Here is a 21824-nt window from a genome sequence, read left to right as displayed (position 1 = left end):
ACGTTTTGGAAACCGCCCTGCCGATAGTGGCGATGCGCAGGGGCAGCATTCAAGCAAAGGTTGGTCAAACCATATCCTCCTGGGCAACGGGGCCGAAAACCTCCGGTGAGGTCCCGGCCCCCTGATAATAAAGGTGTCAATCGCTGCTGAGCAGAGTCTTGACCCGGAGCCACTCACTGACGCTCCAGGCCTGGGCGTCGCAGCCACGAGGGACGTGGGGCGCGTTGCCATCCATGATCTCCGGAAGATGGCCGTAGCACCCGGTCAGGACCTGATGCAGTGGTTCATGAAGCAGGGAGAGGGCTGTTTTTCGCCCCCCATCCCCAAACGCGCAAAACCAGGCCTCGCAAAAGAGTGGGTACAGCCACCCCCATGCGGTGCCGTTGTGGTACGCGGGTTTCCGCTCCCGCTCTTCATCCCCCTGGTACACTCCCTGGTAGGGGCGATGGGGATCGTTGAGGGGCAAGCCTTCCCAGGTAAGGGGCAGGGGATAGGCCACATGCCGGTCCGCAAGACTTCGCATCGCTCCCGGTACCACCAGCTCCCTGCAGGCCTCCACCACCTTTCGGGCCCGGACCGGGTCCTCCACCACCCCCAGGGTAACGGCCAGAAGCTGGTTTGGACGCAGGTGGTCGTCAGCCGCAGCCTGCACCGCAGGCACGGGCGTTTCCGCATGCAGGCAATCGCTGAGCGCCCCTGTGGCGGCGCATGTAAACAGATCCAGGACCGACGTCTGAACATTTCGCGCCAGGGCCAGCCAGGTTTCTCCTCCCTCCCTGTCCATCCGTCCCAGCCCCACAAGGGTCCGGTACCAGAGGGCCTGAATTTCAATGCAGTACCCGGACCGGGGCGTGCACGCAGGATGGTCGGTGTCCATCCAGGTAAAATGGGCGGGACTGAAGACCAGGCCGGACAACGGATCCGTGACAATACCGTTGGGGGTACCGTCTGAATAGTGCCGGGAAATGGAGAGCAGGATCTCCCGCAAGGAGCGCCCCCCCATGTCCAGCTCGAAAAAGCTCTCGTCTCCGACGGCCTCGGCCGCTTCAAAGGCCGCCACGGCAAACCACAGGGGCGCGTCGGTGGTATCCCGGTTGCCCGTGTTCCTCCCCAGGATCATGTTGGGCAGGGTCCCCTTTTCCTCAAACTGCCCGAACTGGGTCAACACGGCCGTAGCGTCTTCGTGACGCCCCGCCGCCAGCAGTCCCCGCACGCAGATGAGGGAATCACGCCCCCAGTCCAGGAACCAGGGGAACCCGGCAATCACCGATTTGTGCCCTTCCCGGTGCACCAGGTATGCGGAAAGGGAACGTTCCATCAACGCATCGGGGGAAAGCTCAAGCTCGCCGTCATCCATCACAGGCCCCGCCCGTGAATAGAGTGTCGAAGCGGCCTCCCCCACAGCCCTCGGCACCACCTGACCGTCCACCACCGTGCCGTCTCCCTGACAGAGCATGGTCTCCATGTACCCGGGACTGAAGAGGTCGGTGGTGGCCCTGAGAGCCGCTCCTGCTCCAGGGGCAGAGGCACCATGTAGTCCCATATGGGCAATGCGTGATAGCTCCCGTCACTCAAAGTCAGGGCAAACCGATGCCCCCCTGCCAGGTCAAAGAAAAATCCTCTTTTTTCCGAAACGATCCTGCTCGGCCACTGGGTTTCCGGGCCGGTGTACGCCTTGGTGGTGTGATGAAAGCTGCGGTCTTCGATATCATGCCTCAGAATCAGACCCACGGGTTCACCGGGCTCAAGCATCCGGGCAAAGGGAGCCGCTGTCCGGCGAAAGCAGAGGCGGGTCCGGTTCTCCCCTTCCACGCCTTCGATGCGCATCTCTACCTGGACCAGCTTGCCGTTGCCCACCGGTACCAGGTAGGTCCAGAGCCCCACCATGCCCTTGCCCGTCCTGAACCTCTCCAGGTACTCCAGGGCCAGGGGAAAGGAGAAGCCGCCGTAGGTCACCCATGCCCGACACCGCGTCCAGACCACCCGCCGGTCTTCGGGGCACGCCGGATTGAGGTTTGCCGCCAGCAGCGCATCGTACTTGCTTGTCAGGCGTTCCCTTTCAACAGGAACGCGGACCAGCGACCCCCTGCCGTTGGACCCGATGACGATGGAGGGAAAAGGATGGTCCCCACGGACAAACTGGAGAGGAAGGTGCTTGGGCTCCCGGGCGGTGAGGTAACGGATGCCGCCGGTTCCGTTGTGTATCCCGTCGGGGGCGTAAAGGGTCAGGCAAAGCCGCCCGTGTTCGGTTTCCCCCCTGTCCCGCCTCGGCATGAAAAGGGCGGTCACCTCCCCGGAGGGCAAACGGATTCCCGTCTCCGCACCGCAGGTCTCTGCCCCCACCTCCCGCACCACCCGGAACGGATGGGGACAACACACCATCAGAAAGTGATCGGGGGGCACCATAACCTCCCTGTGCCGGTCCATGGGCCAGCGCCACACCACGGTCCGCGTCTCCATGGAAAAGGGGTTTTCACGCCTCAGGTACCCTTCTGGGTCCCGGGTAAAGTGACCCACAGCGTCATCAATGGAAAAATCCGAACAGTCTGTCAGGCCATGGTAAAAGGTGTGAACCTTCAGGCAGGCTGCCGCCAGAATCTTTCGGTGCAGGTGCTCAGGCCACACCGAGGGAGCCCGGCCATGGGTGGCCACGGCCTCCACGTCCCCTGCGTCCGGTGTCAGGCAGAGCACCGCCCCAGGAGCCAGGTCCAGGGCAACCCCTCCGGCCCGCGCGGTGACAACCGCCCTCTTCCCGGTGAGCAGATCCCAGAACGGCCCCCGCGACAACGTATCGGCCACCCAGGACGCCTTGGCCGGTGCCCTGCAGTCGGTGTTGGCCACCACCCAGAGGCTTTTGCCCGTTGCGTCATGGTCTCGGCGCACCACCACGGCCTCCTCGGATGCGGAGTCCAGCACCGAAAGTTCCGTGCCTTCGTGGTAACAGGGATGGTGTTTCAGAATCGTTGCGAGACGCGCCAGGTGGTCCACCAGGTTCTCCCGGCTCCCCCAGTTGAGCCCCGAGGACCCGTGCACGTCGATCTTCTCCGTGGCCAGCCACTCCACCCCGTTGGCAAACCCGAAGCTGCCGTTGCAGGAGAGAAGAGCGCACAGGGCGGTCCTGTGGCGGGCGTAGCACGAGGAGACCGCGGCCAGGCGATTGTTGTCATGGGTCTCGGCAAAATTGACCAGGAGGCCGTCCTCCCGAGAGATCCCGGCAAGTTCCCGGAGGTAATTTTCCACGGCCCTTTTGTCTTCGTTCTGGAAGAGTTCGGAGTAGCCCCAGTCAAACCCGCAACGCCCAAGGATCTCCCGGGTGGCGTCGATGCCCCCGCCCAGCCCCTCCAGCAGGAAAATGGTATGGGGATAGGCCGCCCGCACCGTGCGCACCACCTGGATCCAGATCCGCGGGGGGATCATGTACCCGGCATCGCACCGGAACCCGTCCACGCCCCGGTGGCACCAGGTGAGAAAGGCCTCGGTGAGGTGGTCGGCCACCCCGGGGCTGGAGTGATCCAGTTCCGTGAGGTCCGCCCAGATCACCCCCCAGGCACCCGGGGAGACGATCTCGCCGTCGGCCCTGCGGAGCAGCCACTCCGGATGTGCTTCGTGGACCCAGGCAGCCCAGCCCGTATGGTTGGCAGCCAGGTCAAGGATCACCTTTGCGCCCCGCTCGTGGATGGCGTCCGTCAGGTCCGTGAACTGCTCCACAGGGGTCCTTTTGCGATCGAATTCAGCCAGAGAGGGCTCCACACCTGTAAAACTCAGGGCGGCGTACGGGCTGCCGAAACGCCCCATCTTTCCGAAGGTGGTGGGCAAAGGGTTCACCGGCAGGAGCTGGATCACGTTGCAGCCCAGCCTGCCGATGATAAAATCGAGGTGACGCGCAAAGGACCGGAAGGTCCCGGACGGCGGAATCACGGTGTGACCTTCCCTCTCCAAACGGGCTGTGGCCTCGGCACAGGGCTCCGATGCCTCTTGCTCAAGGAGCATGGAGGGGCCGAACTGCCGTAAAAACGCGTTATATATAATGGCGGAGCAGCATGTGGCGGCGGGCTTGGCATGAATCTTCACGTTGCCTCCCTCCACCCAGAGAATCCCCCCCGGCTGCTTCACGCAGCAGGTTGCCTCAAAGTACCCGGCTTCGGTCACCGGCAGGGTGAGGACAAAGCGGCCCTTGCCCGCTGGAAGCATGGGAATGTCCCGCCAGGCGTTTTCCGGGTACGCGGGGCAGGCTTCCTCCACCTCCGGTGCGGTGAACCCCAGGTTTGTGCGCACCACCCCCTCCCCGCATTCCCCCTCGCCCAGGCAGAGATCAAAGACAAGGATCTCTCCTTCGTAGCGTACCAGGGAACTGCCGGGTGTCGGTGTCTGGGTCAGCGGACCGACCGATTTCCTTGTACCGGATGGATTCATAACAGCCTCGGATGCGGAGCGTTGGGTCGCGGGATCGACAGGTTGAAGGTGAACGGGGTGACGGCTCGGCCCGTTGGGCGAGTCCACAAAAACACGGGCAAAAACGCGGGACACATAGCGTTACTGGGCAGGGCTCACCCCCCAGATGTCCCGGGCGTACTCCAGGATGGTGCGATCGCTTGAAAAGGTTCCGGTGTGGGCGATGTTCCTCACCACAAGGCCGGCCCACTTTCGCGTATCAAGAAAACACTGATCCACTTCCTGCTGGATTAACAGGTAAGACGAGAGATCGGCCAGGTGATAATACATGTCCCGACCGTAGAGCAGGTGCTCAAAAATCCAGGTGAACAAGCCGGGATCCTTGGGGCAGAAAAGGTTCCCGGTGAAGGCGTCGAGGATCCGCTTGACGGCCGGATCGTTTTCGTAGATATCCCAGGGGTTGTATTCCCTGCCCTCGCGCAGAGCACGGATCCCGGCCACATCGTGGCCGAAGATGAAGATGTTGTCCCGACCCACCTCGTTCATGATCTCGATGTTAGCCCCGTCACAGGTGCCCACGGTAAGCGCCCCATTCATGGCAAACTTCATGTTCCCCGTTCCCGATGCCTCGGTGCCTGCCGTGGAGATCTGCTCACTCAAGTCTGCCCCGGGGATAATCGTTTCCGCCACGCTCACCCGGTAATCAGGCACAAAGGCCACCCGTAAAAACCTGCGGGCCTTGGGATGGGCGTTCACCACCGAGGCGATGCTGTTGATCAGCTTGATGATCTGCTTGGCCACCTGGTACCCCGGGGCCGCCTTTCCCGCGAACACAAAGGTGCGGGGCACTTCGGGGCATTTATCGTCCTCGGTGATCATCAGGTACTGGTGCACAATGTGAAGGGCCTTCAAAAGCTGCCGCTTGTACTCATGGATCCGCTTGGCATGGACATCGAACAGCGAGTCCGGGTCCACCCTTATGGTGGTGTCGCTCCAGATAAGGGCGGCCAGTTTCTCTTTGTTCGCCCGCTTCACCTGCATGAGCCTATCCAGAAACCCGGCATCCTCCGCCCAGGCTTCCAGGGCCTGAAGCTTGTGCAGGTCGCGGATCCACCCGTCGCCGATGGTCTCGGTGATCAGGGAGGCAAGGCCGGGGTTGGCCTTGAGCAGCCATCGCCTCGGGGTCACCCCATTGGTCTTGTTGTTGAATTTTTCCGGCCAGAGCCTGTAAAAATCCGGCAACAGGTGGTTCTTGAGCAGTTCGGTGTGCAGGGCGGCCACCCCGTTCACCGAGTGGCTCCCCACCATGGCAAGGTGGGACATGCGCACCTGCTTCTCCTCACCCTCTTCGATAAGGGAGACGTTCCGCACCAAATTCTCGTCCCCGGGCCACCTCAGGGTGATCTCTTCCAGGAAACGCCGGTTGATTTCGTAAATGACCTGGAGATGGCGGGGCACCACGAACTCCATGAGGCTCACCGGCCACTTTTCCAGGGCCTCGGGCAGCAGGGTGTGGTTGGTATAGCCGAAGGTCCGCTCCGTGATGGACCAGGCCCGTTCCCAGGGCAGCGCCTTTTCGTCCACGAGGAACCGCATGAACTCGGCAATGGCCAGGGCCGGATGGGTATCGTTAAGCTGGATGGCAACCTTTTCCGGGAACAAATCAAGGTTATCGTAGTTGCGCAGAAACGTCTGGGAGATGTCGCGGATCGAACAGGCCACGAAGAAATACTCCTGCACCAGTCGCAGGAGCCGCCCTGCGTGGAAATAATCCGAGGGATAGAGCACCTTGGAGATGTTCTCCGAGGAGATCTTGTTCTTCACCGCTTCGTGGTAATCCCCGTCGTTGAAGATCTCCACGTCGAACTCCTCCGACGACTTGGCGGAAAAAAGGCGCAGGATGTTCACCGTCTCCCCGCCGTATCCCACGATGGGCATGTCAAAGGGTACCCCCACCACCATCTCCCAGTCCCGCCACATGGGGTTGTAGTCCCCCTTTTTGTCGCGGGTGTGGTCGATGCGTCCGAAAAACGGCACCAGGCACGCCTCTTCCGGCCGCGAAATCTGCCAGGGGTTGCCCCGTTTCAACCAGTTGTCCGACGCCTCCCGCTGGTATCCGTCGCAGAACTGCTGCCTGAAATGACCGAACTCGTAGTTGATTCCGTATCCGTAGCCGGGAATGCCCAGGGTGGCCATGGAATCGAGGAAACAGGCCGCCAGTCGCCCCAGCCCCCCGTTGCCCAGGGCTGCGTCCGTGGTACACTCCTGAACCTCATCCAAATCCACCCCCATCTCTTCCAGGGCCGATTTGAAGGTATCGTAGAGCTTCAGGTTGCAGAGGTTGTTGCCCAGGGCCCGGCCCATGAGAAACTCCATGGAAAGATAGTAGACCCGCTTGACCCGCCCCTGGCTGTAACGTTTTTCTGTTTCAAAAAGCCGCTCGAACAGCCGATCCCGCACCGACAGGGAAACCGCCCAGTACAGGTCCCGAACGGAGGCTTTTTTCCAATCCCGGCCCAGGGTGTACCTCAGGTGATGGATCACCGACGCCTGAAGCGCTTCCTGGGTGTTCATGAGACGCATGCCATCAAAAAGTTTCATCGTATCTGTCCATGGGGTACGGTCAGGGGAGCGCCCCCCTGCCATAGGTGATATGGGTTAACGTCCTGGTTCCTTCGGCACAAACCCCGTGCCGAAGCGACTCATTGCAAGCCGAACGAAAACATGCGGGTTCTGTGGTATCGCATCGCCCGGCAGGGTATGCAGGAATAAAAGCGTAACTGGACCATAATAAGACGAACGGATTTTCGGGGAAAAACGACCGCAGCAAAAGGTGGCTGCCTGGGTATGTCACATCATCTGGATTGGCTTTCCGGGCATGGTTCATGCCGGTCCGACGTGGTCGCCCTGTCGATGGAGGGCAAGGGATCCGAGCTGCCGAGGAAAGCCCTGTACGGGTGGATTGCGCCGTTGCGCTGGAAGTCGGTTCTACAAGTTGTCAGATTATCTCAAAATTTCCCTTTTATTTCAACACAAGGCTTTCCCTCTTCGAGAAAATTGTTTCTGTACACAGAAACAATTCTTGACACCCCTTCCCCTGCCGTGTATAACAGCCGCAACGATGCTTAAAAAACGCATTGAAAAAGAAAGCCTCCCGAAGGGCTGGCTTTTTTAAGTTAAAAAACACCCCTTTATTTGTAGAACTGTCAGCATGGCAACATATAACCGAACCCTCACTCTTGCAGCACCCTTTTTCTGGTGGTGGCGCACCCGCCTCAACGGTATGCCCACGCACCCCTTGCCTTGCTGAACACCGACTTTCATTAGAATCCGACAGGGACCGTGAGCACACCTCACGGTCCTTTTTTATTTTAAGGGCCGAACGCAACGACGTTACCGGCCCTTTTTTTATACCCAGACCCGGGGGCCGCACGTCTCTCATCGATCATTTGCAAGCAAACACCTGCTTAAGGAAAACATCATGTTTCTCACAGAATTCCCTTCACGCGACGCCTTCACCGCCTTGGCCGAGCAAGCCGATGTCATCCCCCTGTGCCGGGAAATCCTGGCCGATCAGGAGACGCCGGTCTCCCTTCTCACGCGGTTCTATACCCCGGACACCCCCCTCTTCCTGCTGGAGAGCGTGGAGGGCGGGGAGCGCTGGGGTCGGTTCAGCTTCCTGGGGGTGTCGGCGCGCATGGAGGTGCGGGTCTTTCTCGATCATGTGGAGACGACAACCGGAGAGACTGTGGCCAGGGTCGCCCACCACGGCAAGCCCCTTGAGATTCTTCGGGACCTCATGACGGGCTGCAAGGCTGCGGAGCTCCCGGAGCTGCCCCGCTTTCAGGGCGGGCTCACCGGGTTCATGACCTACGAGATGGTCTCGTTCTTTGAAAACATCCCCCACGACCACCCGGAGGAGAAGCCCCTGGCCCACTTCATCCTGGCCGACGAGATGATTCTTTTCGACAACATCCGCAACACCATGGTGGCCATGGTGCTCTGTTTCAAAGAGGACTTCCCGGACGCTGTGGCCCTCTACAAAGATGGAGAAAAGCGCCTGGACGCCCTCATGGACAAGGTGGAGCACGGCAACGGCAAGGCCCCGGGTAAAAAACCCGACGTGCCCCTTTCCCCCGCACCGGTCATCTCCCACGAGGCGTATCGGGCCAGGGTGGCCAAAGCCCGGGAAGCGATCTTCGACGGCGAGATCATCCAGGCCGTCATCTCCCAGCCCTTTACCTGCCAGGCGCCCCCCTGCCCCGTGGAACTCTACCGGGCTCAGCGCTACATCAACCCCTCGCCCTACCTCTACTTCATGAACCTGGGCGACACCTGCCTGGTGGGCTCCTCCCCGGAGGTGATGGTGCGCCTGGAGCGGGGCACGGCAACGGTCCGCCCCATTGCCGGTACCCGGCCCCGGGGCGCCACCCAGCAGGAAGACCGACGGCTTGCCGACGACCTCTTAAAGGACGAAAAAGAGCGGGCCGAACACCTCATGCTGGTGGACCTGGGCCGCAACGACCTGGGCCGAGTGGCCACCACAGGCACCGTACAGGTCACGGACCTCATGGTGGTGGAGCGCTACTCCCACGTGATGCACCTGGTCTCCAACATCTCCTGCGACCTCAAGCCGGGCTTGGACGCCTTTGACCTGGTGGAGGCCACCTTCCCGGCGGGGACCCTTTCGGGTGCTCCCAGGTGCGGGCCATGGAGATCATCGCCGAACTGGAAGAGTCCCCGAGGGGCCCCTACGGCGGTGCCGTGGGCTACGTCTCCTTCAGCGGCAACATGGACCTGGCCATCACTATCCGTACCGCCGTCATCGAAGGGGAGACCCTCACCGTCCGCGCCGGGGCCGGTATCGTTGCCGACTCCGACCCGGAGACCGAACGGCAGGAGACCGTCAACAAAGCCATGGCCATCGAAGTGGCCACCCGAAGCTAACGCTTCACCCATGGGCACCAAACGCCCGTAACGTTTTTTAAAGCACAGGTGACACACCATGATTCTGATGATCGATAATTTTGATTCGTTTACCTACAACCTCGTCCAGTACCTGGAGATGGGAGGCGCCGAGGTGACGGTGTACCGCAACAACGCCGTCACCGTGGAGGAGATCAACGCCCTCTCCCCTTCCGGTATCGTCATCTCCCCGGGACCGGGACGACCCGCGTCCGCCGGGGTCTCCATGGACGCCATTCGGGCCTTTTCCGGCCAAGTGCCCATCCTGGGGGTCTGCCTCGGCCACCAGAGCATCGCCGAGGCCTTCGGTGGCACCGTCATCCGCGCCAAGGCCGTGATGCACGGCAAGGTCTCGGAGGTGGAAACCGACGGCGAGGGCGTCTTTGCCGGTATCGCCTCCCCCATGAAGGCCATGCGCTACCACTCCCTGGCCGTGGAAGAGTCGAGCCTGCCGGGCGAGCTTGTGGTCACGGCCAGGACCGCCGACGGCGAGATCATGGGGCTAAGGCACCGGTCCCACCCCACCGAAGGGATCCAGTTCCACCCGGAATCCATCATGACCACCACGGGCAAGCGGCTGATCCGTAATTTTATCAGGCGCGCCGGCTGATATCCCCCACCGTCCATGGCGCATGGTTTGAAGCGGTTGACAAAAAAATACCAATAAAATTTCACGGGCGCGGCCCACAGGAAATGAGACAACTCATTAAGGGGAAAAAATGTTCAGCGACATCCTGAAAAAAATCGTGGCAGGGGAAAACCTTTACGAAAGCACCATGGCCGACGCCATGGAAGAGATCCTTGCAGGCCGGGCCACCGACGCCCAGATCGGCGCCCTCATGGCCGGGCTCGCCGCCAAGGGGGAGACCTTTGAAGAGCTGGCCGGGGCCGCCCGGGCCATGCGCAAAAACGCCACGCGCATCCACGCGGGCGGTGCCTGCTTCGATACCTGCGGCACCGGCGGGGACGGCCTCTCCACCTTTAATATCTCCACCATCACCGCCTTTGTGGTGGCAGCAGGCGGCGTCACCGTGGCCAAACACGGAAACCGAAGCGTCTCCAGCACCTGCGGCAGCGCCGATGTGCTGGAAGCCCTGGGCGTGGACCTGAGCGTCTCCCCGGACGTGGTGGAAGAAGCCATCGCCGAGGTGGGCATCGGCTTTCTCTTTGCCCCCACCTTCCACGGGGCCATGCGCCACGCAGCCGCCGCCCGAAAAGAGACGGGCCTTCGAAGCATCTTCAACATGGTGGGCCCCTTGACCAACCCGGCAGGGGCCTCCCGCCAGCTCCTGGGGGTCTACGCCCCCCACCTCACCGAGATGTTCGCCGAAGCCCTGCGCCTTCTGGGCACCCGCAGAGCCATGGTGGTTCACGGCCACGACGGCCTGGACGAAATCAGCGTCTGCGCCCCCACCCGAGTCACCGAACTCAACAACGAGCTCATCCGCACCACGGACATAGACCCCACGGACTACTTCGGGGAACTGGCCCCCCCGGACGCCCTCAAAGGCGGCACCCCGGAAGAGAACGCCCGCATCGCCCGGGACATCCTCTCCGGCGACGAACGGGGCCACAGGCGCAACGTGGTCCTCATCAACGCCGGAGCCGCCCTCATGGCAGCCGACAAAGCCGACACCCTGAGGGACGGCATCTTCCTCGCCGAAGAGGCCATCGACTCCGGCAACGCCATGGCCAAGCTGGAAGGCCTGGCACGCTATACCACCGAAAACGCATAAGCACGCAAAAAGCCTCCGGTAGCAAGGTGTGCCACCTTGAAAGCTGGATGCGGATACTCTTTGCCCCTCGTTCCTCGGGTCAAATCACATCCGCCTTTAAACCGACATTCATTCACCAAGAGCATTTAAGACCTATTTGTTAAACTTTTTAAAAGTTTAGCCCCCGGCAGGGCCGCCGGAGGCAAAGAGGGTTAAATAACATGAGCGGATTTTTAGAGACCATCGTCACCCATGTGAAGGGCGTGGTGGCGCAGAGCAAAACCAGGGTTTCCATGGCGGACATGCGGCGTGCCGCTGAAGCGCCCCGGGTGGTGAGGCCCTTCCGAAGGGCACTGGAGGAAAAAACCGTGGCGGTCATTGCCGAGGTCAAACGGGCCTCGCCCTCCAAGGGAGACATCGACCTCGACTGGGATGTGGCCCCAGACGGCACGGCGGTATGAGCAGGGAGGGGCCGCTGCCCTGAGCGTGCTCACCGAAGAGACATTTTTCAAAGGCAGCCTCAATGACCTCAGGGCGGCCCGGCAGGCCGTTTCCCTTCCGGTGTTGCGTAAGGAGTTCATTGTGGACCCGTACCAGCTATACGAAACCGCGGCCGCAGGGGCCGACGCCGTGCTCCTCATCGCACGGATTCTTTCCCCCACGCAGCTGGGGGACTTCATGGCCCTGGCCTCGGAGCTTCGCCTGGAAACCCTGGTGGAGGTTTTTGACGAGGCCGACATCGAAAAGGTGGCCCCCTTTGCCCCGCCCCTGGTGGGCATCAACAACCGCAACCTGAAGAGTTTTGAAACAGACACCACCCGGGCCGGGCGACTGAGCGGCCATCTGCCTTCGGGCACCACGGTGGTGGCGGCATCGGGCATCAAAGAGACCGAAGACATCCGGCGCCATCTGAAGACCGGGATCTCCTCCTTTCTGGTGGGGGAAAGCCTGGTAAGGGCCGAGGACTCCGTCGGGTTGCTCAGGTCCTGGTGTGACGTGAAGGATGAAGGGTGAAAGATCGACAGGAACGGAACGTCGCACTCCGATGCGGCTTTTCAGTTCGTCGTTACACGTGCCGCACAGGAGTGCGGCATTCCAGGGGACAAAGGCCTGTTTGTCATTTTTTCTTTAAACGTGGCCGTCGAAGGCAATTTTCGAACTGAATCGTTACAATGGAAAACACCATGCACACCCCTCGCATTAAAATCTGTGGACTGACATCCCCTTCGGAGGCGGCCTTCTGCGCGGAAGCCGGGGCCCATGCCGTGGGCCTGGTCTTTTTTCCCAAGAGCCCGCGCAACGTAAGCCCGCTGCAGGCCCGGGAGATCACCCGGGAGCTGCCGCCCACGGTGGCCTCGGTGGGGGTTTTTGTGAACGCGTCCTTTGAGGCCGTCATGGCCGTTTCCGAGACGGCCGGGCTTTCCGCGGTGCAGCTCCACGGCAACGAGCCGCCGGAGCTGGCAGAGGCTCTCCATGGCCAGGGGCTTACCGTGCTCAAGGCCTTTTACGTCACCGCCCCGCCGCTCATGGAACGTGCTTCGGCGTACCCGTCGGCCACGGCCCTGGTGGAATGGGGCAAGGGAGTCCTGCCCGGGGGAAACGCCCTGGCCTGGGGGGACGAGACCCCGCCCCTTCCCCGGTGCAGCCCCCTGGTCATTGCCGGGGGCCTGGGCCCTGACAGCGTGGCCGATATCATCCGGCGCTTCCGGCCCGACGGGGTTGATGTGAGCTCCGGCGTGGAGACGGAACCCGGAAAAAAATCCTTTGATAAAATACAAAAATTCATACGGTGAGTATGCGGGCCAATGCCAGGTCCCCGGTCCCATAAAGGAGCCTTTTACCCATGACAACGCAAAATCCCCCCAATAACCTGGGCCATTTCGGCCCCTTCGGCGGCATGTACGCCGGTGAGACCCTCATGAGCGCCCTTTTGGAGCTGCGGGAGGGTTACGAAAAGATCAAAACCGACGCAGCCTTCCAAAAGGAGCTGGACAGCCTCCTTGCCACCTACGTGGGCCGCCCCACGCCCCTCTTTTTTGCACGGCGCCTCACCGAGCACGCGGGCGGCGCCCGCATCTACCTGAAGCGGGAAGACCTGGCCCACACCGGCGCCCACAAGATCAACAACACCGTGGGCCAGGCCCTTCTGGCCAAGTGGATGGGCAAAAAACGGCTCATCGCCGAAACCGGCGCAGGCCAGCACGGCGTGGCAACGGCCACCACAGCGGCCCTTTTCGGCATGGACTGCACGGTCTTCATGGGGGAAGAGGACATCCGTCGCCAGGCTCCCAACGTCCGCCGCATGGAGCTGCTGGGGGCCGAGGTGGTCGCGGTCTCCTCGGGGTCGGGGACCCTGAAAGACGCCATGAACGAGGCCATGCGCCACTGGTCATCCACCGTGGAAGACACATTTTACGTCATCGGCTCCGTGGCCGGGCCCCATCCCTACCCCAGCATGGTCCGGGACTTCCAGCGAATCATCGGCCTGGAGACCAAAAGCCAGATCCAAGAAGCAGAAGGCCGGCTGCCCGACCTCATCGTGGCCTGCATCGGGGGAGGCTCCAACGCCATGGGTATCTTTCACCCCTTTGTGGACGACCCCGAGGTGGCCCTCCTCGGGGTGGAGGCCGCAGGGGAAGGCATCGATACCGATAAGCACGCGGCCACCCTGAGCAAGGGCACGGTGGGCGTCCTCCACGGATCCAAGAGCTACGTGCTCCAGGACGACGACGGACAGGTCCTGGAAGCCCACTCCGTCTCCGCCGGGCTGGACTACCCCGGGGTAGGCCCGGAGCACGCCCTGTTTAAGGAGACCGGGCGGGTCACCTACGACTCGGCCACGGACGAGGAGGCGATACACGCCTTTAAAACCATGTGCAAACAGGAAGGGATCATTCCGGCCCTGGAGAGCTCCCATGCCCTGGCCATGGGCATCCGAAAGGCAGGGGAGATGGGCAAGGACAAGGTGATTGTCATCAACCTTTCCGGCAGAGGGGACAAAGACATGGCCAGCGTGGCCGACTACGATGCAAAACGGGAGGGGATGTAATGAAGCGGATTGACGATCGATTTGAAACACTCAAAGCAAAGGGCGAAAAGGCCCTGGTGGGATTTGTCACGGCCTGCGACCCGGACTACGACACCTCCCTGGCCCTCATCAAAGAGATGTGCGATGCAGGCCTCGATGTCCTGGAGCTGGGGATCCCCTTTTCCGATCCCACGGCCGACGGCCCGGTGATCCAGCGCTCTTCGGAGCGGGCCCTTCAAAACGGGGCAACGGTTAGGCGCATCCTGGAATTGGTGGAGGCCATCCGGGACTTTACGGATATTCCCGTGATCCTCTTCTCCTACACCAACCCCCTTCTGGCCTTCGGCTACGACGCCTTTGCCCGAAGCGCGGCCAAGGCCGGTGCCGACGGGGTCCTTGTGGTGGACATGCCCCCCGAAGAGTCGGATGAGCTGAACCGCGCCTTAGAGGCAGAGTCCATGAGCCTTATTCGCCTCATGGCCCCCACCACGGACGGCCAGCGCGCCCCCATGGTGGCAGGCGCCGCCTCGGGCTTTCTCTACCTCATCTCCATGGTGGGAGTCACCGGCAGCGGCGGCCTCGACGCCAACGCCGTGGAAGCCCTCTACACCAGGGTAAAGGCCCTGAGCCCTGTGCCCGTGTGCGTGGGCTTCGGCATCTCTACACCAGACGATGTGGGCGCCATCGCCCGCTTTGCCGACGGCGTGGTCATCGGCAGCGCCTTTGAACGCCTCATCGAAACCAACCTGGACAACCCGAAACTCCCCACCCTCATCGGCGACCAGACCCGAGCTTACAAAGCCCGGACCAGATAAAAAAAAGCAGGCCTCCGGCGGGCAGGGGATAAATCCCCTGCACCCCAGGTTCGCAAATGCTCCGTCCCTTCGTTCCTCAGGGACGGAGCATTTGCTGACGGGCTTCGCCCGTGTTGAATAGGGAAGGTATCGAACAATAAACCGTTTCAGGGTATCTCTCGTTCCCAGGCTCTGCCTGGGAATGAGACACGGAGGCTCTGCCTCCACCATTGAGATCGTTTCACCCAATGATTTTTATCCACGATGCCGCTTTGCTTCACACCGGCAGGTCGGAACCCGGAAACAAAAAAAAGAAAACCATATTGCCATTGCACGTCGTCCCTCAGAAAAAAGTGCAATGAGATTTACACGGACTTGTGCCGCCTCATGGTGCTCTCCGACACCTGTTTGCTCCCTATTCACTACTAACCATTCACTATTTACCCACCAACGCCTTCCCCATACACCCTCACCCCTTCCCCCGGCTCTTTGATCACCGAATGAATCGTTTCGGCAACGGTATCGGCATGGACGGGACGGTAGGCGGCGGGAAGCAGAAACGAAACCGGGGAGAGCAGACGGGCGGCCAGGGATTCCCCGAACCGGGTCTCTCCGCGATCCCCCATAAGAAGGGAAGGGCGCAGGATATGGCAGGCGGCATACCCGAGGGCCGTCACCCGCTTTTCCATCTCCCCTTTGGTGCGAAGATAGTGGGAAGAGGCTGCGGCGGAGGCCCCCACGCTGGAGATCACCACCAGGGTCCGGGCACCACAGCGGAGGCCATAGGCAGCGGCAGCCTCGGTGTAGAGGCAGTCCACCTCAAAGAGCCGCTCTTTGCTCCCCGCCTTTTTTAAGGTGGTCCCCAGGGCGCAGACCATGACGTCCACCCGGCAGGACGGGGCCAGGGAATCCAAGGCGTTAAAATCCGCCACAAGGGAGGTCACCTTGTCATGGGACTCAAGCTCGGAAACGGCCCGCCGCCCCAGAAGCACGATCTTTTCAATCCCGGAGTCGCCAACGGCCCGCCTGAAAAAAGCACCACCCACAAGGCCCGTGGCCCCAGCCATCATCACCTGCATACGCCCTCCTTGTTCGTTTTGGTTAAGGGACAACACAACGCCCCAAAAAGCCTCCGGCGGCCCTTCCGGGGGCCAAACGTTTAAAAAGTTTGACAAACAGGTTTTACGTACATTGTTTCAGGCTACGCTTCCAGGAAAGCCTTGAGTTCGTCTACGCCCTTACGGGTCACAAGACGGGCGGAGCGCTCCATCTTTCGCGCGTTCTCGGTATAGTACTCAAGGGCTTTGAGGGCCTGCTCGATCACCTCGTCGTCGGTGAGGCCCTCGGCAATGACATCGCCGATACGGGGACGCCCACCGGCGTTGCCGCCGAAGACCAGGGTCCATCCGGATTTCTTCCCGAAAATACCCACATCCCGGAGGTATCCTTCACTGCAGTTGAAGGCACAACCGGAGACTCCGACCTTTACCTTGCCTGGAAAAACGCGGTCTGCCAAGGCCTTACCCAGTTTTTCCGAAAGTCCCAAAGAGTCCTGACAGGCGTATTTGCAGCTTCGGCGCCCCGGGCAGGACTGCAGGGTATGGGGCCCGGTCTTCACCCCCACGGGCTTGGGCATGGCTCCCCCGAGTTCCGCCAAAAGGGCCGGGGCCTCCTCTTTTTCAACGCCGTAGAGTTTCAGCCTCTGGGCAGCCGTGATCTTGATGGTTTCCACATTGTATTTTTTCGCAACAGCTGCGATCTCTTCCAGTCGATCCGGGGTGGTCATCCCCAGGGGAGACCCCGGAACGACAACGCCGATTTTTGAATCACTCATGCTCTTCACTGGTCCTGATTTTTATGTTGGATGGATGTCACGCCGCCGGAAAGCCCAAAGGCCCGGCAGCACCTGAATCACGGGTTTTACTACGTCCCACGCACCGTGTATACATCTAAAATTGTTATCATAACGTTCACCCAAACTTTCGGGACCCACGTTCTACCCCCGGTAAGGCGCCTCCCGAAAGCAATCCACAGAAAAAAAGCTCACTCATTCCTCAATTTTCAATCATCCTCAATTCAAGTTCTTTCCTGGAAAACCGATATGAACCGTGGGGCATCACACAGCGCCCACGGGCTGTTCGTTTTGTCACGATTCAGCTCAAAAACAGCCCCTATGATCAAATATGTAAAAAGCCGCCTCTGACGGAGGCAGCTCTGATAGTGACCGTCTTTTAAGGCTTGCCACCATGCAGCCGAAGGCCAGGGCGGATGCGCCGGTTCACCCGGGAGCACCCCGCGGAGACTTTGTTTGTTTTATTTATCTGAATATTTCACCATACGGTCCTCACTCCGGGTTATCTGCCTGGGCCTCTTTTTCCTGGTCGCCCTGGCCCCGGCTTACGGGGGCACCCCCACCCTTCTCTTTCGTCACATTGATGAAACCGACGGCCTCCCGGACAACACCGTCTTCCAGATCATGCAGGACCATAATGGTGCCATGTGGTTCGGCACCCGCAACGGGGTGGCCCGGTACGACGGCGTTACCATGGGGGTCTTCCAAAACGACCTGGACAACCCGAAGAGCCTCTCCCACAACGATGCCGGCGGCGTTATCGAAGACCGGGAGGGCGCAGTCTGGGTTCGCACATGGGGAGGCGGGCTCAACCGCATCGACCCGGATACGGGTGGGACGGCGGTGGTGCTCCGACGCAATTCGTCCAATCCCCGGAGCCTCAGTGAAGACCGGATCCAGATCCACTACGAAGACTCCCACGGGGCGATCTGGGCCGGCAGTTTCAGCTCCGGCCTGAACCGTTTCGACAAAGAGACCGCCGACTTTACCCGGTTTACAGCCGACAACGGGCCTGGGGCCATCAGCCACAACCGCATCTGGTCCATTGCCGAATCCCGGGACCGCACCCTCTGGGTCGGCACCGAACGGGGCTTGAACCGCTTCAACCGGGCCGATGAAACCTTCACCGCCTTTCGGCACGATCCCCAGGTCCCCGCCTCCCTTCCCCACGATCAGATCCGCACCCTCTACCCGGCCGGGGGATCCGCCCTTTGGGTCGGCACCGCCCAAGGATTTCGCCTCTTTGACCCGGACCAGGGCCGTTGCGTGCCCTTTCCCGGCATGGACGGGCTTCCGCCGGAGGCTGACGGCACCATCAACACCCTCTACGACGACGGCCGCACTCTGTGGGTAGGTACCCAAAATCACGGTCTCCTCATCCTGGACCTTGAAACCGGCCGATCCACCCTGCACCAGAACGTGCCGTACCTTGACGGATCCCTCTCCCACAACGACATCCGGTGGATCCTTGAGGACCGTTCCGGCGTCATCTGGATCGGAACCCGCGGAGGCGGGGTCAACACACTGAGCAAAACCCTGTATCGGATGCAGCTCTTCCTGCCCGGGTACTCCGGGAACGACATCCCCAACTCCGTCCATGCCGTGGCCACCGACAGCGACGGAACCCTCTGGACGGGGAGCTGGTACACCGGCCTCAAAAAGTCATCCCCGGGACAAAACCGATACGAAGCAACGGAAAACGGCCCCCCTCCCCTGGGCCCGGGTAGCCTGGACATCAACGCCCTCTCCCCGGCACCGGACGGCTCCCTCTGGATCGGCACCTGGGGCGCCGGCCTCCTCTTCAGAGACCGCCTTACCGGGGCGTACATCCCCTGGGGCGACAAGCCTCCGGCACAGGACACCCGGATCATCACCGCCCTGAGTACAAAAACCTCCGGTGTCGTCTGGGCAGGAACCCGCAACCGCGGTCTGTTCCGCCATGACCTGAAAACCGGTGACGTCAAGCGGTTCGGCAAAGGGCCCGCCTCTCAGCAAGGCCTCAGCAGCAACACCGTCCACGCCCTTGTGGAAGCCAACGGAGACACCTTGTGGGTGGGCACCGATATGGGGCTGAACCGCATCGATCAGGACGGAAAACGGGTCACCCAGTTTCACCACCGCAAAGGAGCGGCAGAGAGCCTGTCCAACAACATCGTCACCTGCCTTGCCACAACCCCCAACGGAGCGGTCTGGGTCGGAACCTACAAGGGGCTTAACCGCCTCAACCCCGAGACCGAAACCGTCCGGTCCTACTTCAAGGAGGACGGCCTCTCCGGGGACATTATAAAAAGCATCCTCTTCGACGGCAGAAGGCGCCTTTGGGTCGCCACGGAAAAGGGCCTCTCCGCCCTGGACATCAAAACCGGGGCCATCTCCCGCTTTCCCATGCCCCTGCGGTTCGTGCAGGGAGCGGCCCACCGCTCCCCGGACGGCAACCTGATCTTCGGAGGGGAAAACGGCTGCCTTCTCTTTGCGCCGGGCGAAATCCCCATGAGCCACCCCACGGGCTCCATTCACATGACCGGGCTTGTGCTCAACGGCACCCCGGTCCATCCGGGAAGCCCCGAAGGCAACCGCATCAACCTGGGGGCTTCCCTGGACAAAACCCAGGGCATCACCCTGACGCACCAGGAAAACAACCTCACCCTCTCCTTTGCCCTCCACGACTTCAACAGCCCCTCGGAGAACCGTTACAAGTACAAGCTCACAGGATACGACGCCTCCTGGGTGGAGGCAGGCAACACCCCCACGGCACGCTACTCCCACCTGCCCCCCGGCACCTATCAATTTCAGGTCATGGCCTCGGGAAGCCACGGCACCTGGAACCGTGACCATGGGGGCCTTGCGATACGGATTACCCCACCGTTCTGGCAGCAGGCCTCCTTTCGCGTAGCAATCTGCCTGGCCCTGGCCGGTTTCATCGTCCTGCGGATCACCACCGCCCGAAAGCGCACCCGGAAGCTGACGCAGCTCGTGGCCCAAAGGACGGAAGAACTTGAGGCCCAGGCCCGTCGGCTGGAAGAACTCTCCCTCACCGACCCCCTTACGGAGTTGCCGAACCGGAGGGGCGTTGAAAAACGAAAACGGGAACTCCACTCCCGGGCCAGACGTTACCAAAGCCCCTATGCCCTGGTCCTGGCCGACCTGGATCACTTCAAGGGGATCAACGATACCTGCGGCCACGACTGCGGAGATTATATCCTTCAGCGGGTCAGCAGGCTCCTTGAGTCCAACCTCAGGGCCCACGACATCCTTGGCCGCTGGACCGGTCAGCAGTTCATCCTCCTGCTCCCGGACACCACCGGAGAAGACGCAGAGACCATGGCGGAACGCCTCCGCAACCGCATCGCCTCCTCCCTGTTCGACTGGAAGGGCACCTACCTCACCGTCACCCTGACCTTGGGGGTCACGGACTGCACTGCCTCGGAGACCTTTGAGCACAATGTCAGCAGGGCCGACGCAGCCCTCTGCAAAGGCAAACACATGGGACGAAACCGGGTGGTCTTTGCAAAGTCGGGATAAACACGAGGCCATCGACCTCCCAGGACGACGGGTTGCTCCATGCCCGTCGGTCCCAAAAAATCAACAGGGCATGGATGCACCACACAATTCCATGCTAATATGAACAAGTTCACTGACGACGCCCTTCCGTGCAAGGGCCCCAACACCGCACACCAAACCTGATCCGTCCACCGCACCTCTTTTATCCAGGCTCCCTGCACCCTTTCGATCCCCCCCTTTGGTTCGATGCACCCGGCCATGCGCCATGCTTCACTGCGTTCCCAAAAAAGATCCATGACATATCCGGACTAACGCCATTCGGCGGAGGTAGCCATGAACACTCAGAAACACGCCATGATCACCAAACTGATGTCAGACCTCAGCATGTCCAGAAGGCGTTTCCTCAAGGCATCTGCTGCCGGAGGCACCCTGCTGGCAACCGGCATGGGGCTGAAACCGGAACTCACGGCCCTTGCGGAGGCTGCGGACACGCCCCCGAAAGAGAAAGGCACCTGGCATGCCGGTACCTGCCAGGGATGCACCTCCTGGTGCTCCAAGCAGGTCTATGTGGTGGGCGACCGTGCGGTAAAGGTCAGGGGGAATCCCCACTCCAAGGTCTGCGTGGGGGCCAGCTGTGTCCGGGCCCACATGGCCCTTCAGCAGGTCTATGACCCGGATCGCATCAAAACGCCCATGAAGCGCACCAACCCCAAAAAGGGGCGCCACGAAGACCCCGGCTTTGTCCCCATCACCTGGGACGAGGCCCTTGACACCCTGGCCGACAAGATCATGGAACTTCGCGATGCCGGTGAAACCCACAAATACATGCTCATGCGCGGGCGCTACACCTACATGCGGGATATCCTCTACGACCGCATGACCAAAATCATCGGCTCGCCCAACAACATCTCCCACAGCGCCATCTGCGCTGAGGCGGAAAAATTCGGGTCCTACTACACGGAAGGGTACTGGAGCTACCGGCAGTACGATGTCACAAAAGCCCGATATGTCCTCATCTGGGGGGCCGACCCCCTTGCCGCCAACCGCCAGGTGCCCTTTTATACCAGTGTGTGGGGAGATGTGGTGGACCGGGCCCGGGTGGCGGTGGTAGAAGAAGTTGGCTTTCGGCAACGGCGGGAAAAGCGGATGAATGGCTGCCCATCGTGCCGGGGCAGGACAGCGCCCTGGCCCTGGCCATCGCCCACGTCATCCTCGCCCGCGGGCTCTGGTCCAGGGAATTTGTGGGGGACTTCAAGGATGGCACCAACCGGTTCGTTCCGGGACAAACCGTGGATGAGTCGACCTTTGACGAAAGATTCACCCACGGGGTGGTCGCCTGGTGGAACCTTGAGGTCAAAGACCGCACCCCGGAGTGGGCAGCCGAGAAAACCGGCCTGCCCGAGGCGCAGATCCTCCGGGTGGCCGAGGATTTCGGCAAGGCAGCCCCCAGGGCCATCTCCTGGGTGGGAGGCGGGCCATCGATGCAGGTCCGGGGCGGATATGGCAGCATGGCCTGCCACGCCTTGAACGGCCTGGTGGGGGCCTGCGACAACGAGGGGGGCACCCTGGTCAGCAAC

15 protein-coding genes are annotated in these 21824 nt (G+C 61.4%); 10 read left to right on the top strand and 5 right to left on the bottom strand.

The annotated features are described in order from the left end of the window. Positions 1-136 precede the first annotated feature (136 nt). From ACOYW1_RS06970 to ACOYW1_RS06960, 3 genes are all read right to left on the bottom strand, one after another. Positions 137-1456 (bottom strand): amylo-alpha-1,6-glucosidase, encoded by a 1320-nt coding sequence (locus ACOYW1_RS06970; RefSeq protein ID WP_482422216.1) that lies wholly within the window; start codon positions 1454-1456, stop codon positions 137-139. Next, positions 1357-4413, bottom strand: a complete 3057-nt coding sequence (locus ACOYW1_RS06965) for a glycogen debranching enzyme N-terminal domain-containing protein (RefSeq protein WP_482422215.1) — start codon at positions 4411-4413, stop codon at positions 1357-1359. The genes ACOYW1_RS06970 and ACOYW1_RS06965 overlap by 100 nt, the downstream gene beginning before the upstream one ends. 120 nt (positions 4414-4533) lie before the next feature. Continuing rightward, the gene (locus ACOYW1_RS06960) at positions 4534-6993 is read right to left on the bottom strand and encodes a glycogen/starch/alpha-glucan phosphorylase (RefSeq protein ID WP_482422214.1); all 2460 of its coding nucleotides are present in this window, start codon (positions 6991-6993) and stop codon (positions 4534-4536) included. A gap of 880 nt (positions 6994-7873) precedes the next feature. Here ACOYW1_RS06960 and ACOYW1_RS06955 point away from each other — a divergent pair. From ACOYW1_RS06955 to trpA, 8 genes are all read left to right on the top strand, one after another. Next, positions 7874-9370 carry an anthranilate synthase component I family protein gene (locus tag ACOYW1_RS06955; RefSeq protein ID WP_482422213.1) on the top strand — a complete coding sequence of 499 codons (1497 nt, stop codon included), beginning with the start codon at positions 7874-7876 and terminating at the stop codon, positions 9368-9370. A gap of 27 nt (positions 9371-9397) precedes the next feature. After that, a complete protein-coding gene (locus tag ACOYW1_RS06950) occupies positions 9398-9967 on the top strand; it encodes an anthranilate synthase component II (RefSeq protein ID WP_482422212.1) in 570 nt (189 codons plus the stop codon). Positions 9968-10076: 109 nt separating this feature from the next. Beyond that, the gene (gene trpD, locus ACOYW1_RS06945) at positions 10077-11093 is read left to right on the top strand and encodes an anthranilate phosphoribosyltransferase (protein WP_482422211.1); all 1017 of its coding nucleotides are present in this window, start codon (positions 10077-10079) and stop codon (positions 11091-11093) included. Positions 11094-11293: 200 nt separating this feature from the next. Continuing rightward, entirely contained in the window at positions 11294-11533 is a 240-nt protein-coding gene (locus ACOYW1_RS06940) for a hypothetical protein (RefSeq protein ID WP_482422210.1), read from the top strand. Beyond that, positions 11505-12086: an indole-3-glycerol phosphate synthase TrpC gene (locus ACOYW1_RS06935; protein ID WP_482422209.1), complete on the top strand. Its 582-nt coding sequence runs from the start codon at positions 11505-11507 to the stop codon at positions 12084-12086. The genes ACOYW1_RS06940 and ACOYW1_RS06935 overlap by 29 nt, the downstream gene beginning before the upstream one ends. A 170-nt stretch (positions 12087-12256) precedes the next feature. Continuing rightward, on the top strand, positions 12257-12865 hold the full coding sequence (locus tag ACOYW1_RS06930; protein ID WP_482422208.1) for a phosphoribosylanthranilate isomerase: 609 nt from the start codon (positions 12257-12259) through the stop codon (positions 12863-12865). A gap of 50 nt (positions 12866-12915) precedes the next feature. Beyond that, on the top strand, positions 12916-14121 hold the full coding sequence (gene trpB / locus ACOYW1_RS06925; protein ID WP_482422207.1) for a tryptophan synthase subunit beta: 1206 nt from the start codon (positions 12916-12918) through the stop codon (positions 14119-14121). Next, positions 14121-14915: a tryptophan synthase subunit alpha gene (gene trpA, locus ACOYW1_RS06920; RefSeq protein WP_482422206.1), complete on the top strand. Its 795-nt coding sequence runs from the start codon at positions 14121-14123 to the stop codon at positions 14913-14915. Before trpB ends, trpA begins: the two co-directional genes overlap by 1 nt. Positions 14916-15334: 419 nt before the next feature. Here the strand turns inward: trpA and ACOYW1_RS06915 are convergent, their stop codons facing one another. Both ACOYW1_RS06915 and ACOYW1_RS06910 read right to left on the bottom strand, forming a co-directional pair. Further along, positions 15335-15973, bottom strand: a complete 639-nt coding sequence (locus tag ACOYW1_RS06915; RefSeq protein WP_482422205.1) for an NAD(P)H-binding protein — start codon at positions 15971-15973, stop codon at positions 15335-15337. A 122-nt stretch (positions 15974-16095) separates the two neighbouring features. Next, complete coding sequence (locus ACOYW1_RS06910; protein ID WP_482422204.1) at positions 16096-16728, bottom strand: NAD(P)/FAD-dependent oxidoreductase; 633 nt, start codon at positions 16726-16728, stop codon at positions 16096-16098. 474 nt (positions 16729-17202) lie between these two features. Here ACOYW1_RS06910 and ACOYW1_RS06905 point away from each other — a divergent pair, with 474 nt between their 5' ends. Both ACOYW1_RS06905 and ACOYW1_RS06900 read left to right on the top strand, forming a co-directional pair. Then, positions 17203-20268, top strand: coding sequence for a two-component regulator propeller domain-containing protein (locus ACOYW1_RS06905; RefSeq protein WP_482422203.1), 3066 nt, complete (start codon positions 17203-17205; stop codon positions 20266-20268). 312 nt (positions 20269-20580) lie between these two features. Beyond that, on the top strand, positions 20581-21774 hold the full coding sequence (locus ACOYW1_RS06900; protein ID WP_482422202.1) for a molybdopterin-dependent oxidoreductase: 1194 nt from the start codon (positions 20581-20583) through the stop codon (positions 21772-21774). Positions 21775-21824 lie beyond the last annotated feature (50 nt).

Source organism: Desulfoluna sp. CYM3A, from assembly GCF_056829965.1.
The sequence above is the reverse complement of the archived record's forward strand: the minus strand, read 5'-3'. Positions and strand labels throughout refer to the sequence as shown.